Below are 15019 nucleotides of genomic sequence, written 5' to 3' on the forward strand. Positions count from 1 at the left end.
CTCGGGCGTCGCAGGGTTTGGGCGACGTGCTGCGTCGGGCGCCGCCTCTTGTATGTGGCAGCGATCCCACATTTTGCCCATTTCTACGCGCGAGGGGGTGACGGATTCGTGAATGACACCTATGCTCCCGGATGTGGGAACGGTTGCACATTGTGCCCACATTCCGGTGATGCGGTCGACGTTCGGCGACACGAGGAGAGTCAGCGATGAGGCTGAAGCAGGTCGGGGCGGTGGTGGCGGCGTTGTCCCTGGGGGCGGCCCTGGTGGCATGCGGTCCGAACACCAACGGCAACAGCGGCAGTGGCAAGGCGTCCAGCAGTTCCGCCTTCAGCAAGACCCTCAGCGGGGACCTGAAGACCTACGGCTACAACCCGTCGGACGAGGTCGGCAAGTCCCGGTCGGACTACGCCACGGGTGAGCTGAAGGGCGTCAAGGTCACCATGGACACGTCCAACTTCGACACTCAGAAGTTCGCCGCCCAGGCGGCCGCCGGCCAGGTGCCGGACCTGATCCAGGCGGACCGGAATGTGATCGCGACGCTGGCGGACAAGAAGCTGATCATGCCGATGGACCAGTGCTACGCGCTCTGGGGTGTCAAGCCGACCGACCGCTACTATCCCTCGACCATCGCCGACGTGACCTATCAGGGACACGTCTACGCGGTGCCGCAGTTCTTCCAGGCCTCGGCGTTGCTGGTCGACAAGCGGGTGCTGAAGAAGGCGGGTGTCTCACTCGATCAGCTGGACACCTCCAAGCCCGACCAACTGGTGGCGGCGGCGAAGAGGATGACCAAGGCCGAGGGTGGCAAGCCGACCGTGATCGGATTCGCCCCCGATGTTCCGGGCTCGACGAGCACCTGGTTCACCGTGTTCGGCGGACGGATCAACGACGGCAGCGGCAAACCGACCCTGGATGATCCGAAGAACGTGAAGGCTTTGTCGTGGTTGAAGAAGCTGACCGATGCGCAGGGTGGCTACGCCAAGAACAAGAGCCTGTTGGACTCGATGGACGTCTTCGGAGCCAAGAACCAGTACGTCAAGGACCAGGTCGGCGTCCAGGTGTGGGCGCAGTGGTATGTCAATGTGCTGGCCGAATACAAGTCCGACGTCGACATCGAGGCTGTCCCGATCAAGACCCTGGACGGCAAGACGCTGGCGATGGCAGGCGGCAGCGCACTGGCGATCCCGACCAAGAGCGGGAACCCGTCGGCCGCCTGCGCCTGGGCGATCAAGGTCGCCTCGCCCGAGGCCTGGCAACAGGCAAGTGACGCGCGGCAACAGACAGTCACGAAGACCAAGGCGATCAACACCGGTCTGTTCACCGGATCACCGGTCGCCGATCAGGCGAACCGCAAGCAGTACGTGAAGCCCAGCGGGGACGCCGACTTCGACCAGGTGATCAACACCTACTACGACATCCTGCCGCAGAACCGGTCGACCGGCTCGTCCGCGGTCGGCCAGTCGATCACCGACAGTCTGAACAATGCCGTCATCGTGGCGCTCTCCGGTGACAAGACACCGCAGCAGGCTCTGGCACAGGCGCAGTCGGCGGCGATGCGGGCCTGGGACCAGTCCAACGCCGGCAAGAAGGGCTGATCGCCGGTGGCAGCGACGATCCGCGATGCTGCCGTCGGTCGGGCGCTGTCCGGTCGTCGCCGGCGCAAGGCCGTCCGGGAGCCGTACAACAAGCGGGAGGTGCTGGCCGGCTACCTGTTCATCTCGCCCTGGATCATCGGCTTCGTGATCTTCACGGTGCTCTCGATGTCCTGGAGTCTCGGGCTGTCGTTCACCCACTTCGATCTGGCGACGAACTCCGCGACGCCCGCCGGGGTGGACAACTACAAGCTGATCTTCGACGACCCGAAGGTGCTCACCTCACTGATCAACACCTTCTCCTACGCCGTGCTGGCGGTGCCACTGGAGCTGGCCTTCGCGATGGTACTGGCGTTGCTGCTGAACGGGATGATCAAAGGCAGCGGCTTCTTCCGTACCGTCTTCTACCTGCCGAAGATGACGCCACACGTGGCCACCGCCTCGGTCTTCCTGCTGCTGCTGAACGGCAACGTCGGCGCGATCAACCAGTTCCTGGCGATCTTCGGCATCGACGGCCCGCAATGGCTGAACGACCCGACCTGGGTCAAACCCTCCATCGTGTTGATGACGATGTGGGGCGCCGCAGGATCGATGGTGATCCTGCTCGCCGCCGTGCAGAATGTGCCACGGGAACTGTACGAGGCCGCCCAGACCGACGGCGCCGACCGGTGGCAACAGTTCTGGCGGGTGACGCTGCCGATGATCTCACCGACGCTGTTCTTCCTGGTGATCGTCAACACCATCGCCGCGCTGCAGGTCTTCGACCAGGCCTACCTGCTGTTCTATCGGGACGCGAACAGTTCCGCACCGGACGCCGCGCTGTTCTACGGCGTCTACCTGTTCCAGCAGGCGTTCCAACAGTTCAACTTCGGGCTGGCGGCAGCGATGTCCTGGCTGTTGTTCGTGATCATCCTGATCATCACGCTGATCCAGATGAAGATCGGCAACAGGCTGGTCTTCTACGGCGGTGGTCGCGATGACTAGCGCGCTGCCGCTCCGGGTCGGCCAGGTCGTCCGGTGGCTGTTGATGATCGGGTTCGCCGTCCTCTTCCTGTATCCGTTCGCGTGGCTGATCGCCGCCAGCCTCAAACCGCGCGGCGAGGTCTTCGACAACAGGCTGATCCCGAAGACCTGGCGGTTCGACAACTTCGTCGAGGTCTGGCATCAGTTGCCGCTGCTGTCCTGGATCGGCAACTCGATGATGATCGCGGTGTTGGCGGCGAGCCTGGTCACTCTGTCCAGCGCGTTGGTCGCCTTCGGCTTCGCCTACTTCCGGTTTCCCGGTCGGCGGCTGCTGTTCGGGCTGGTAGTGGCATCGATGATGTTGCCCGGTGCGGTCACCCTGATCCCCAACTATCTGATCTGGAAGACGACCGGCTGGCTCGGAACCACCGTCCCGCTGTGGGGAGCAAACCTGTTCGGCTCCGCCTTCTACATCTTCCTGATGCGACAGTTCTACATGTCACTGCCGCGGGACCTGTTCGAGGCGGCCCGGGTGGACGGCTGTTCGTTCTTCGGCCTGTTCGCCCGGATCGCGTTCCCGTTGGCGATCCCGTCCACCATCATCGTCTGGATCTTCGAGTTCCAGGCGTCCTGGAGCAACTTCGTCGGTCCGCTCATCTACCTCAACCTCGGAGATCCGAAGCAGTTCACCGTACCGCTGGGTATCAATTACGCGATGACGATGTACAGCCCGACGGCAGGTGGCCACGGCGACTATCAATATGTGATGGTCGCCTCACTGGTCGTCACTGTGCCGATGATGATCATCTTCGCCTTCGGCCAGCGCTATTTCATCGAGGGTGCCGCCAGCGTCGGCCTGAAGGGCTGACCGTTCCTGACCGAGAGGGACGAAGATCACTCTCCGGAGGGATCCGGACGGCCCCGCGATGCGAGATCCTGGAGTCATGGCGCGACTCGGCAGACGACGATCATGACCACAACCGTGGACGCCGGTCGACGCGATGCCGTCCGCACGCTCCTGGTCGACCTGGTGCTGATCATCAGACCGTGGTTCGCGCCGATCCCGATGGCACCGTTGCTGGCCGCACGAGTACTGGCCGATCCGGTCGGTGGCCTGACGGCGGCGCTGCTCGACCCGTCGACCTGGTGGGCGCTGATCAGCTTTGCGCTGACCTGGACCGCAGTCGCCATGATCAACGACGCCTACGACGGCCGGACCGACCTGTGCAACCCGAGACACACCAGGATCCTGCGGATCGCCCGCCGGATGGGGAAGGCACAACTGATTCGGCTGGCACTGGCGGTCACCGCCGCGGACCTGTTGGTGGTGGCCATCACACTCGGCGCGCTGTTCGCGCTCGGCACTGCCCTGGTGCTGGTGATCGGCTGGCTGTACAGCGTGCCGCCGGCGCGGCTGAAGGGCCGTCCCGGGCTGGATGTGATCGCCAACGCCGTGCCGGTCGGGTTCCTGGCTCCGGTCGCCGGATGGCTGCTGGCCGGATCGCCCGGGACCCTGCCCTGGCAACTCGGATCGTTGTGTACGTTGACGATCGCTGCCCTCTACCTGCCGACGACGGTGATGGATCGGGCCGCCGATGACGAGGTCGGCATCCGGACCACCGCCGTGGCCCTCGGTGAGCAGGCGACGTATCGGCTCGGCACGGTGCTCTGGATCGCCTCGGTCACGCTGTACCTGATCTTCCTCACCACCGGCACCTTCGCCCGGATCAGCCTCACCTGGTACGAGCTTGTCGCCTGGGTCCCGGTGGTGGTCGGCTACCCCCTGCTGGCCCGTCGTCCGACCATCGCTCGGCTGGCGCTGCTGTCGGGGATGATGGCGGCCCACTGTTTCCTGATCTGGGCCACGTGACCATGCCGATTCCGAGTGGCTCAGCAGCGGCCTGAGCGGAACGGTTGCTCGGCGTTGGTGCTGTGGTCCTCCAATTCGGTCAGGTTGGTCTCGGTGATCCGGCGCCGTCGGTCGGCCGGCACCCGGAAGGTCCGGAGCTGGTACGGCGTCAGCTCGCAGCTGATCGTCCGGCCGATGATCGGCAGTCGGACCTCGGCCTGCGCCGGGGACCCGGTTGTCTCCGACAGCCGGACGACGAGATCGCAGGGGCCGCCCGCACGGTCCTCATGGTCACCGTCCTCGGCGCCTTTGACGGCGGTGCCGATCACTTGACCGTCACCGCCGGTGGTGATCACCTCGGCGAAGCTCTGCTGGGGCGGCAACGGGCCGGGGTGGAAGGTCTCCAGCATCGCCCGCGGTCGGGCGCCGAGCTCGGCCGCGCGGCGGGTCGGGTGGACGGTCCGCCAGTCACCGGCGTGCGGGACCAGTAGGCAGCTGAATTCCTGCTCCCCTTGGGATTGGTAGGCATAGATCCCGTCCGGATCCAGCTCCTTGGGATCGTGCCAGGCGTAGACCGGGCTGCGGACCGCGGTGATTCCGATGCTCGGATCGGAGTCGGCGGCGGGCGAGCCGGCGGGCGAGGCGTCATAGCCGTGCTTGGCGTTGTTGATCACCACCAGGCCGGCCCGCTGTTTGCCGACGGTGCCGGTGAGGTCGACCCAGGACTGGGCCGGTTCCTCCGCACCGTCGACGGGGCGTCGCAGGGTCGCGTACGGGATCTCGAAGGTCGACTCCGGGTCGCTGACGGCCACCGGGAAACGCACCTTCAACAGGTGCGCCGGCTCCCGCCAGTCGATGGTGATCTTGAGTTCGAGTGCGTCGCTGTCCGCGCCGAGCCGGTAGGTCTCGATCATGGTCGACCGGCCCCAGGCCCGTTCGACGCGGATCGCGGCGCGCAACGGGCCGGACTCGACCAGCCGGATCCGGGTCACCGGCATCGTGTCTCCCGGCCAGGCATAGGACACCACGCGATGGCCCCAGGTGTCGGTGGGATCCTCACAGAGCTGCAGATGCGGTCCGCGACCCGCAAGATCGACACCGGTCCGCAGGTCGACCAGGGACGACAGCCATCCGGTGTCCGGGTCGATCTCTGCCCGCAACGTCCGGTTGCCGATGATCACCCGGCCATCGTCGGCGACCTCGGCCGACAGGTCGGTGTCCGGGGTGTGCGATCCGGAGCGGACGCGGTAGAGCCGGTAGCCGAGGGCGGGCAGTTCGGCTGTGAAGAGCACGGCGCCGCGGTTGCGGTCGTTCGTCGTCGCCATCGTCGGGACCGGCTGGCTGATGATCTTGGTCCCGGCGTCGTCGGTGAGATGGGCACCGTGCGGCTGGCCGCCGTAGTTGATCTCCAGTGGTGCCGACACCGGCCACGGATGCGGATTGAACACGACGACCGGCTGGGTGCCCTCGATCATCGGGATGTCGATCTGTCGGGCGATCACGTTGTGCGACCGGACGACGATCCGCTTGCTGATCGCCACCGCCTCGCCGAGCTGATCACGGGCGTCGTCGTAGCCGGACGCGATCGCCGAGCCGGGAAGGACGTCGTGGAACTGGTTGAACAGCACCTGCTGCCAGGCACGGCCCAGATCGTCGCGCGGATAGGCCAGCGCGGGATTGTCCTGTCCTGCAAGGTGCTCGGCGACCGCTGCCCACCGTTCGGCGCCGAGGACGGCGTGCTGCGCCCGACGCTGCCAGGCCTTGATCCCGGAATGTGCGGAGTAGCAGCCGGCCGCGTGATGTTGCAGGTCGGCGGTCCAGACCGGGAGATCGTCGGTGCCGGCGGCCAGCACCTCGTCGAAGAAGGTCCGCGGTGAGCTCATGATCATCTTCCCGAAGGTGCCCATCCGGTGGAAGCGATGGATCGAATCGATGTTGGCCTTGGTCGGGCCGCCGCCGTGGTTGCCGACGCCGTAGAAGACCATCAGCACGTCGCGGGACCGGTCGAGCTGACCGAGTGCCTTCTCGGTCTGCCCGGACACCTCACCCGGGGGCGAGCAGTATTCGAACGGGATCCGTGAGGCCAGCACCCGGGAGCCGTCGGGTGCCTGCCACCAGAACGGGGTGTCGAAGAGGTCCGCCTCGTGCGGTCCCGGCCGCAGGAAGGTGTAGCTGTCGATGCCCTGTCCGCGCAGGATCGCCGGGATCATCGCGTTGTGGCCGAACGGATCGACGTTCATCCCGACCGTCGCCTGCCGGCCGAACTCGGCGAGCAGGAACCGCTGCCCGTACAGGCCTTGGCGGACGAACGACTCGCCCATCGGGGCGTTGCAGTCCGGTTCGACCCACCAGCCGCCGGTGTTCACCCAGCGTCCTTCTGCGACCCGGGTCCGGATCCGTTCGAACAGGTCGGGATCGGACTCCTTCACCCAGGCCAGCAGGACGATCTGGTCGCAGGTGAAGATGAAGTCGTCGTATTCGTCCATCCGGGCGATCGCCGAGGCGAAGGTGGCGCGGGCTTCGGCATAGCCCTCCTGCCAGGGCCACAGCCAGACCGGGTCCAGGTGCGCGTTCCCGATCATATGGATGGTGCGGGCGGGGGCGGCCAGCGGCGGTGTGCCCGGCAGGCCGGGAGCTGGGTCGGGGTCGATCATGACGGCAGCTGCTCTCCGGCCGCCCATGCGTCGACCTGCTCGCTGATCAGATGAATCATCAGGGTGTGGACCTCCTGGATCCGCGCCGTCGCGGTTTCGGGGGACAGCAGAACGTGATCGGCCAGGTCGGCGGCCGGACCGCCGTCACCGCCGCCGAACAACACGGTAGTGGCCCGCGCAGCACCGGCGGCGCGCAGCCCTTCGAGCACGTTGGTCGACCGGCCACTGGTGCTGAAGGCACACACCACGTCGCCGGGTCGCACCACGGCGGTGACCTGGCGGGCGAACACGTCGTCGAAGGCGTAGTCGTTGGCCGTGCAGGTCAGGACGACCGCGTCGGTGCCGAGGGTGAGGCAGGGCAGCGGTCGCCGGTCCCGTCGGTAGTGCCCGATCAGCTCTCCGGACAGATGCTGGGCGTCGGCCGCGCTGCCGCCGTTGCCGAAGGTCCAGACCGAGCGGCCGGCCGCGAACCGGTCACACAACAGCCGGCCGACGGACAACACGTCCGGCAGCAGCGGCTGCACGGCCCGGCCGGCGTCGATGTAGTCGGTGAGCTGGTCGCGGGCCCAGCCGGGAACGGTCAGTGCGGCGGGGAGAGGCGCGGGAGCGTTCAGGACGGGATGCTCAGACATGACTCACCTGGGGTTGTGTCGGAAGATCGGGTCGTGGGACGGGGCGGAGGGCGATGGAGCCGGCGCCGAGCAGGCCGGAGCGCCCCGGACGGTCGGCGATCATGATCGCGGAACCGGCGGTCGCCGACAGCGACAGCTCGGCGACCAGCTCGGACAGCGGATCGAGCAGCATCGGGCCGGCGTTCGCGACGCCGCCGCCGAGGACGACCCGATCGGGTTCGAAGATGTTGATCAAGGAGGTCAGCCCGTCGGCCAGCAGGGCGATCGTCTCGTCCCAGAGGTCGAAGGCCCACGGGACGCCGGACCCGGCCAGGGCGACCAGCTCCCGCGCGGTGATCGTCGGCCGGTCCGGGGCCAGTTCGCGTGCCCGGGCAGCGATCGAGGTGCCCGAGCAGTAGGCCTCAAGGCAGCCGCGCCGCGGGCAGCTGCACTGCCTGCCGCCGGACCGGACGGTGAGGTGGCCGAATTCGCCGCCGTTGCCGGTCGCGCCGCGATAGGGGACGCCCTCGATGACCGCACCACCGCCGACACCGGTGGACAGCGTCAGATAGAGCAGCGTGCGGGCACCGCGGCCGACCCCGAAGCAGTATTCGCCCCAGGCCGCGGCGTAGCCGTCGTTGGCCAGTGTCGACGGTGCGTCGAACTCCGCTGCCGCCAGCGGTCCGATCGGCACCGCGTGCCAGTTCGGCAGGTGCAACGGCTCGTGCAGGATGCCGCGGATCGGGTCGAGCGGGCCGCCGGAGGTGATGCCGACAGCGGCGGGACGGCTCAGACCGGCCGCGTCGAGGGATCGGTGGCCCAACTCGAAGATTCGCTTGATCACCTCGTCCGGGCCGCGTTCGGGTTCGGTGCCGAGGACTTGTTCGCCGATCAGGTCACCGTCCGGCGTGAGCAGTGCGGTGGCGATCTTGGTCCCGCCGAGATCGAGTGCCAGCACGGAGGCGGCAGCGGGTGGACTGTGCACGGTCGGAACGCCCTTGTTTGTGGGATCGATGCCATGTCATTGAACACACCGCTCAACGGTGCTGTCAACGGGTGTTCGGCAGGTGGACGGCGGGCCCTGGTGGTCAGAAGGGCAAAGGACCTGGGAACGATTCGCGCTCGGCTCGGCGTCAGTGATCGGCTGGCACCGGACCGGTCGAGCCGCGACCGAGCAATTCGGTGCCCAGCACGATCTGGCGCCGCGGTGCGTCCGGTTCGGCGATCCGCTCCAGCAGCTGCCGGACCGCTGCCTCGCCGAGGGCGTACGGATTCTGCGTGACGGTGCTGACCGGCGGCGACACCATGCTCATCCAGGGCGCGTCGTCGAAGCCGATCAACGACAACTCCCCGGGGATGGCGAGCTCGAGGTCGGCTGCCGCCCGCCAGGCGCCTTCGGCGATCACGTTGTTCGCCGCGAAAACCGCGGTCGGCCGATCCGGTCGCTGCAGCAGCTTGCTGACCGCCCGCCGGGCGTCGTCGGCGTTCCAACCACTGGCGACCACGAGATCCTCCGACACCGGCAGCCCGGCCGCCCGCAACGCCGCCTCGTAACCGGCGTGCCGCTGTCGACCGGTAGTCCAGTCCAGCTCGTCGATGATCAACGCGATCCGCCGGTGGCCGAGTCCGATCAGATGCTCGGTCGCCTCGCCCGCGCCGTCGGCGTTGCTGACCATCACCGCGTCGGCCGCCTTCGAGCCGAAGCTGCGGTCCACCTCGACGACCGCCAGCTGCCGATCGGTCAGATGACGGGTGACGGTCGCAGAAACCGGGGTCACGATCACGCCCGCCACCCGCTGGCCGAGGAAGATGTCGGCCGCCTCGACCTCGTCGGTCGCCGTCGCCGCCGGGTCGTCGTCGTGCCGATGCCCACCGGTGTCGGTGAGCATGATCGCGAAGCCACGCTGCCGGGCGGCCTGGGAGGCGCCGGAGGCGAGCTGGGCATAGAAGGAGTTCCGCAGGTCCGAGACCAGCAGCCCGATCGTGGTCGAGGTCCGTTGCTTCAACCCGCGGGCCATCGCGTCCGGCACGTAACCCAACCGTTTGGCCGCCTTGCGCACCCGGTCCCGCACCTCGGGCGACACGTAGCCGGTCCCGGACAGCGCTCGCGACGTGGTCGATCGGGAGGCGCCGGCAGCCTGGGCGACGTCGGTGATGGTCGGACGGGCGGAGGCTGGGCTCACCTGGATCTCCTGCAATCAGTGCACGGCGATGACGGCCTCGGCGTGCTGTCCCAGCCGGAGCGGTCCGAGCAGCACGTCGACCGCGATCGGGATCTGCCGTGGACCGGTCAGCGACTCCGGCACGGTGAACTCGATCGTCGTCACCTCGGTCGCCCGGGCGGCGACCGCTAGCCGGATCGTAGACGCCTCCGCCGGCCACCCGGGCGGGGCGGCCGGATTCAGTGTTGCCGTGATCGGTTCGTCGAACGGATTGTCCACCTCGACTCGATAACTCAGTCGTTCGCCCGGCCGGGCCTCCCTCCGATACGGGGTCAATCGGGCGAGGACGGAGTTCGTCGGCCAGCCCGCGATGGCGGGCAGCAGGTCCCGGTGCAGCTCGACGGTCCGCTCGGCGGCCTCGGCCAGACCGGTCAGCAACTCCTCGTCGACCCAGCGTTCCGCCCAGTGTCCGGTGATCAACAGCTGGCTGCCCAGACGCCGGTACAACGCCGCCGAGGCGACGAAGTCCTCCGGGCGGGTGACGTTGCGGTATTCGTAATTGAGCAGGTGCCGGCGGCCGATGCGGCGATCGCCGAGCGCCTCCTGTTGATCACCGGTGGCCAGCACCCGGATGCCGTCCACGGTGACCTCGTACGCCGCCGCATGGCGGGTGTGCCCCGGCAGCGGGTGCGCGGTGATGGTGTATTCGTGCCAGTCGAACGCGGTCTCCAGCGGCAGCACCCGATCGGCCGGGATCGGCTCGAACCACTGACAGGGCAGGTCGTAGCGCAACGGGTCGGCCATGATCGGCGCGACGTTCTCGGGCAACCAGATCGCGGTCCCCTCGACCTCGCGGAGCAGGTTGAACGCGGCGCAGTGATCATCGTGATAATGGGTGGCCATCGCCACCTCCACGTGCTCGACGCCGTACCGGGATCGCAAGGCAGGAAGGGACTCCAGCCAGGGACGCTGCGACGCGCGTTCGCCGCCGAGCGGATACCAGGTGGTCTGGTCGTAGCCGTAGTCGATGATCAACGCGTTGCCGGTCTCGGACAGCAGTACGTAGCTGCGCGACTCCGAACTGGTGTTCACCAGCAGATGCTCGGTGATCCGGCGGAACGGATCGATCAGCCGATCGCGGATGTCCATCGATCCGCTGGGTCGGCGGGAGTCGACGTAGGCCTGCAGCCGGTCGACCAGCAGCTCGAGCGCAGGTTGCGGATCGTCCATCACGACACCGTGGCTGGGCAGCAGCAGATCGGGCTGTTCTCGCTGTAGGGCGAGGGCGCTGATCATGGTCATCGCCGGCCCTTCGTTGCCGGTGTAGGTCCACTGGGTCGCCATCAGCGACCACACCTTGCCCGGGGCGAAGATCAGATCGCCGGTGAAGGCCAGTCGGCGTCCGTCGCGTTCGATCAGGTAGCTGACCGATCCGGTGGTGTGACCCGGCGTCGGCCGGGTGCGGACGGCGATGCCGCCGAAATCCTGGCTGCGGTATTCGGCAACGGTACCGGTGACCGGGACCGAGGACAGCAGCGTCTGCCGGTCGGAGCGCATCTGATAGTCGTTGACGACGCGGCGACCGTTCCAGAACGCTTCGGCCGCACTGAACAGCTCGATCTCCACCGGCGGCACCCAGATCTCGATCCCGGCGTCGACCGCGCGCGGCAATCCCTGGGCCTGGTCGCGATGGTGATGGGTGATGAGGACGTGGGTGAGCGCACCGATCTGCAACTCCGCCAGCAGGTCCAGCACGGCTCCGGAGCCGAAGTCGATGCAGATCGCGGTGCTGCCCGGGCCGCCGGACCTGATCGCGTACACGGTGCAGGTGTCGTCGACGGCGAATACGCCAGGAACGATCTCTCGCCACGTCATACCCGGCTGCTTCCCGGCAGGTCGAGGACCTGCCCGTCGTCGTGAAGTTTCTCTTGCAGGGCGTCGATCCGGACCTGATGCACGTCACCGTGGGCGGTCGGATCGGCGACGGTCAAGGCGGCGGCGATACCGGCAGCGTGGCCGAGCATCTGATACTGCGGCTCCATCCTGATCGAGGAGAAGGCAACATGCGAGGCCGACAGACAGACCGGCACGATGAGGTTGTCGATCCGGTCGGGGAGCATCGCCCGGTACGGGATCGGATACGGCGGCACGGCCACCGACAGGTAGCCCTCGTTGAAGACGTGTGCCACCGGATCCGGGTGTTCGTAGGCCCATCGCCAACAGCGTTGCACCTCGCGGATGTCGAGGTGATAGCTGCCGAGCGCCACCACATCGGGCCACCGCCGCCCGGTGGCGAGGTCGTGTTGGGTGAGCAGCACCTGCGACGTCATCCGGCGGGCTTCGCGGACATACAGCTGATGCGGCAGATGGTCGGTGTCGACGAACTCGTCCGGCGGCAGCCCCCAGGTCAGGAACTCCTCGCGCACCCGCGACGGTACCGCCGGGTCATGACCGAGGAAGTAGAGGAAGTCGCGGGTGTGATCGAGATGGTGCTGTCTGATCAGCTCCCGCTGGTCGGAATCGGCGTCGGGATAGCTCCAGTTGCTGCCGTCCAGCACCGACAGCGAGAACGGGCCGAGGGAGTTGCCGTCGCACTTGCCGCCCGGAAGATTCGGCGTCAGGCCGATCAGCCAGCCGGCGGTCAGCTCGAAGCCGGTCCGTCGATAGTGGTCGAGCAGTCGGCGGACCAGTTCGAAATCGGCCGGATCGTAGCCCGGGCGTCGCTCCGGTTCGATCCGGTCGGCGGCCTGCGTCAGGCAGACCCGGTAGCCGTAGCTCATCACCCCGCCGTCGCCGCAGCCGACGTCGACCAGCGGCCGGTCGTGGATGCCGGGCAGCAGCGACCCCTCGCGGCGACCGGTCGGGTCGTCGACGAAGGGGGAGAAGCCGGTCGGAAAGCTGTGCCGTCCCGGCATCATTTCCTGCCTGCCGGCCAGCGATTCGCCGTAGCGGCTGCGGTCCTCGCGGCCGACCCGGTACGGGACTCCGGCGGCCGCCAGCAGGTCACCCTCGTACGACGCGTCGATGATCACCGCCGGGTCGAATCGATGCTCGCCGCAGCGAACGCCGACGATGCTGCCGGCGGAGGTCTCGACGTCGGTCAGCGGTGCGTCCAGGACGACGTCGACACCCGCCTCGCTCAACCACCGTTCGAAGATCGACTCGGCGACCTTCGGCTCCGGCCCGGCATGGTGACCGATCGGCACCCCGTAGTGTTCGGCGATCTGCTGCCGGAAGCGGGCGGCGTACCCGCCGAGCACCCGGATGTCGCCGACGTCGGTGTAGCCGAGTCCACCGGAGGTCATTCCGCCCAGGTGTCGCCCCGGTTCGACCAACGCCACCGATGCGCCGCGCTCGGCCGCGGCGACCGCCGCGCAGACGCCAGCACTGGTCGCCCCGTAGACGACGACGTCGGCTCCGGTCACCCGATCACCTCGCGGTAGCGCCGCCAGCTGTCGGCGACCAGTCGAAGATGATCATCGCCGATCGGTTCGCCGGAGTTGTCGATCAGGTCTGTGTAGTAGAGAGCCGGAACGCCCAGGTCGGGTTGCAGTGCGGTGTAGTCCAGCCACTGCTCGAGGTTGGGCATCGGCCACTGGTCGGTGTCGATCGGCAGGTCCGGCAGCACACTGCGCGCGATCAGCTGTCGCATTCTCATCTGCTGCGGCACCGGGACGGGGACGCCTCCCGGATCCCGCTCGGTGATGTCGTTCAACCTGATCATGTCGGTGACATCGGCGAAGAGCGGATTGACGGTATGGGTGATGATCAAGGCATCCGGCTTGCTGTTCTTGGCTGCGTCGGCGAGAGTGGCGAGCAGCCGGTGCAGCCCGGCGACTCCCCACGGTCCTGTTCCGTGCATTCCGGTCCCGCTCGGCGTGCGTTGGGTGAAGTCGATCTTGAAGCCGTCGGCGTCCAGTCCGTCGGCAGCCAGCAGCCGTCGGATGATCATGGTCAGCCGATGCCGATAGCGCGGGTTGCCCGGATCGACCGCGACCGGGCGACCGGACTGGTCGGTGATGCACTCGTCGACCGGCAGGCCGGTCGGATCCCAGGCCTTCCACCACAGCAACACACGCTGTCCGGCGGCGTGCCGATCGGCGATCCAGCCGCGCAGATCGGGCCATCGGTCGGGGTCCGGTTCGGCGGTGCCGTACTCGAGTTGCCAGCGGTCGTCGAGCACGATCGTGCCGGGAACGATGCCGGTCCCGGCCAGGCGATCCAGCCAACGGTCGTAGTGGTCCTGGCGGGACAGCTCCGCGGCAGCCAGGTCGCTGCCGGCCGCCGCCGCGCACTGGGCACCCCAGCCGCAGAAGATCGGCTGCTGCCACCAGTCCGGCCTGGTCTCCGGCGCGGACAGGACAGGCGGTGTCAGGCCGTGCCGTCGGAGATCTTCGCGGTAGTCGGCGAGGGCCGTCGCCGGGCCCGCCGTCGGCCGCAGCACCACGGTGAGTTGCCAGCCGCCGTCGATCACCGTGTGGCCCTGATAATCCAGCTCCAGCAGATAGCCGCCGTCCAGCGGGCGGTAGCCGAGTTCGGTGAACGTGCAGTCGTCGATGCCGGCCCGCAGCCAGCAGCCGAGCCAACCATCGGCGGTGACCGGATCCTCCTCGGTGCGGAGCCCGAAGGCGTAACAGAACGGTCCGGGGGAGTAGATGCCGTGCAGCCGGCCGGGGTCGGCGTCACCGGTGACCGAGATCGTCGCCGGGACGGCGGCTGGTCGGGTGAACGAGACCGGCTCGGTGGGTGCCGGGACGAAGGTCGTCTCGAAACCGATGCCGGAACGGAAGGCGCCCGTCGCGCCGGAGGGGAGGACGGCTTCGCCGCCGAGCATCGTGACCCGGTCGAGGGCGCGCGGACGATCGGGGCTGATCATGAAGGTGATCGCGAGGTGATCGGGTCGGCAGTCCAGTCGGACCCGCGCCGACTGCCATGTCGACGAATGCAGCTCCTGAACGATCTCGACACGGCCGTCGGTGGCGGACGTGACGACCGGACCGGACGTCGGGTACGCGGTGTCCCGCCCGTCCAGTGGATGGGCGGAGGCGATCAGGTTCAGCCGGCCCCAGGAGCGACCCTCGGGGTCGAACAGCTCGGCGCGGGGGCGGTTCCCGTCGAGCCGCAGCCGGTAGGTTGCGGCGCGGATCTCCCGGAGGTCGGGGTCGTAGCGGAGCTGCATGACAGCCAC

The 15019-nt window shown here is 67.8% G+C and carries 11 protein-coding genes; 4 read left to right on the plus strand and 7 right to left on the minus strand.

Annotation, left to right across the window (positions count from 1 at the left end):
• Positions 1-206: 206 nt before the first annotated feature.
• The 4 genes from BLU38_RS17565 (at position 207) to BLU38_RS17580 (ending at position 4425) form a co-directional block, all read left to right on the plus strand.
• Positions 207-1595 carry an ABC transporter substrate-binding protein gene (locus tag BLU38_RS17565; protein ID WP_091526800.1) on the plus strand — a complete coding sequence of 463 codons (1389 nt, stop codon included), beginning with the start codon at positions 207-209 and terminating at the stop codon, positions 1593-1595.
• A gap of 6 nt (positions 1596-1601) precedes the next feature.
• Positions 1602-2576: a carbohydrate ABC transporter permease gene (locus tag BLU38_RS17570; protein ID WP_197679755.1), complete on the plus strand. Its 975-nt coding sequence runs from the start codon at positions 1602-1604 to the stop codon at positions 2574-2576.
• On the plus strand, positions 2569-3423 hold the full coding sequence (locus BLU38_RS17575; RefSeq protein WP_231919899.1) for a carbohydrate ABC transporter permease: 855 nt from the start codon (positions 2569-2571) through the stop codon (positions 3421-3423). Before BLU38_RS17570 ends, BLU38_RS17575 begins: the two co-directional genes overlap by 8 nt.
• Before the next feature lie 102 nt (positions 3424-3525).
• Positions 3526-4425, plus strand: a complete 900-nt coding sequence (locus BLU38_RS17580; protein WP_091526801.1) for a UbiA family prenyltransferase — start codon at positions 3526-3528, stop codon at positions 4423-4425.
• 20 nt (positions 4426-4445) lie between these two features.
• On the opposite strand, the gene BLU38_RS17585 is transcribed toward BLU38_RS17580, so the two are convergent.
• The 7 genes from BLU38_RS17585 to BLU38_RS17615 form a co-directional block, all read right to left on the minus strand.
• Complete coding sequence (locus BLU38_RS17585) at positions 4446-7058, minus strand: alpha-mannosidase (RefSeq protein ID WP_197679756.1); 2613 nt, start codon at positions 7056-7058, stop codon at positions 4446-4448.
• Positions 7055-7690: a D-sedoheptulose-7-phosphate isomerase gene (locus BLU38_RS17590; RefSeq protein WP_091526803.1), complete on the minus strand. Its 636-nt coding sequence runs from the start codon at positions 7688-7690 to the stop codon at positions 7055-7057. The genes BLU38_RS17585 and BLU38_RS17590 overlap by 4 nt, the downstream gene beginning before the upstream one ends.
• A complete protein-coding gene (locus BLU38_RS17595) occupies positions 7683-8654 on the minus strand; it encodes an ROK family protein (RefSeq protein ID WP_197679757.1) in 972 nt (323 codons plus the stop codon). The genes BLU38_RS17590 and BLU38_RS17595 overlap by 8 nt, the downstream gene beginning before the upstream one ends.
• A gap of 148 nt (positions 8655-8802) precedes the next feature.
• Positions 8803-9852 (minus strand): LacI family DNA-binding transcriptional regulator, encoded by a 1050-nt coding sequence (locus BLU38_RS17600; protein ID WP_197679758.1) that lies wholly within the window; start codon positions 9850-9852, stop codon positions 8803-8805.
• A gap of 15 nt (positions 9853-9867) precedes the next feature.
• Positions 9868-11706 carry an MBL fold metallo-hydrolase gene (locus tag BLU38_RS17605; RefSeq protein ID WP_091526805.1) on the minus strand — a complete coding sequence of 613 codons (1839 nt, stop codon included), beginning with the start codon at positions 11704-11706 and terminating at the stop codon, positions 9868-9870.
• Positions 11703-13256 carry an FAD-dependent oxidoreductase gene (locus BLU38_RS17610; protein WP_091526806.1) on the minus strand — a complete coding sequence of 518 codons (1554 nt, stop codon included), beginning with the start codon at positions 13254-13256 and terminating at the stop codon, positions 11703-11705. The genes BLU38_RS17605 and BLU38_RS17610 overlap by 4 nt, the downstream gene beginning before the upstream one ends.
• Positions 13253-15010, minus strand: coding sequence for an alpha-amylase family protein (locus BLU38_RS17615; RefSeq protein WP_091526807.1), 1758 nt, complete (start codon positions 15008-15010; stop codon positions 13253-13255). The genes BLU38_RS17610 and BLU38_RS17615 overlap by 4 nt, the downstream gene beginning before the upstream one ends.
• Positions 15011-15019 lie beyond the last annotated feature (9 nt).

Source organism: Microlunatus soli (genome assembly GCF_900105385.1).
GTDB lineage: Bacteria > Actinomycetota > Actinomycetes > Propionibacteriales > Propionibacteriaceae > Microlunatus > Microlunatus soli.

Excerpts from the sequence above, each read along its gene's own strand:
- BLU38_RS17565 (WP_091526800.1), top strand. The coding sequence starts at position 207 with ATGAGGCTGAAGCAGGTCGGGGCGGTGGTGGCGGCGTTGTCCCTGGGG.
- BLU38_RS17575 (WP_231919899.1), top strand. The coding sequence starts at position 2,569 with ATGACTAGCGCGCTGCCGCTCCGGGTCGGCCAGGTCGTCCGGTGGCTG.
- BLU38_RS17580 (WP_091526801.1), top strand. The coding sequence starts at position 3,526 with ATGACCACAACCGTGGACGCCGGTCGACGCGATGCCGTCCGCACGCTC.
- BLU38_RS17585 (WP_197679756.1), bottom strand. The coding sequence starts at position 7,058 with ATGATCGACCCCGACCCAGCTCCCGGCCTGCCGGGCACACCGCCGCTG.
- BLU38_RS17590 (WP_091526803.1), bottom strand. The coding sequence starts at position 7,690 with ATGTCTGAGCATCCCGTCCTGAACGCTCCCGCGCCTCTCCCCGCCGCA.
- BLU38_RS17605 (WP_091526805.1), bottom strand. The coding sequence starts at position 11,706 with ATGACGTGGCGAGAGATCGTTCCTGGCGTATTCGCCGTCGACGACACC.
- BLU38_RS17615 (WP_091526807.1), bottom strand. The coding sequence starts at position 15,010 with ATGCAGCTCCGCTACGACCCCGACCTCCGGGAGATCCGCGCCGCAACC.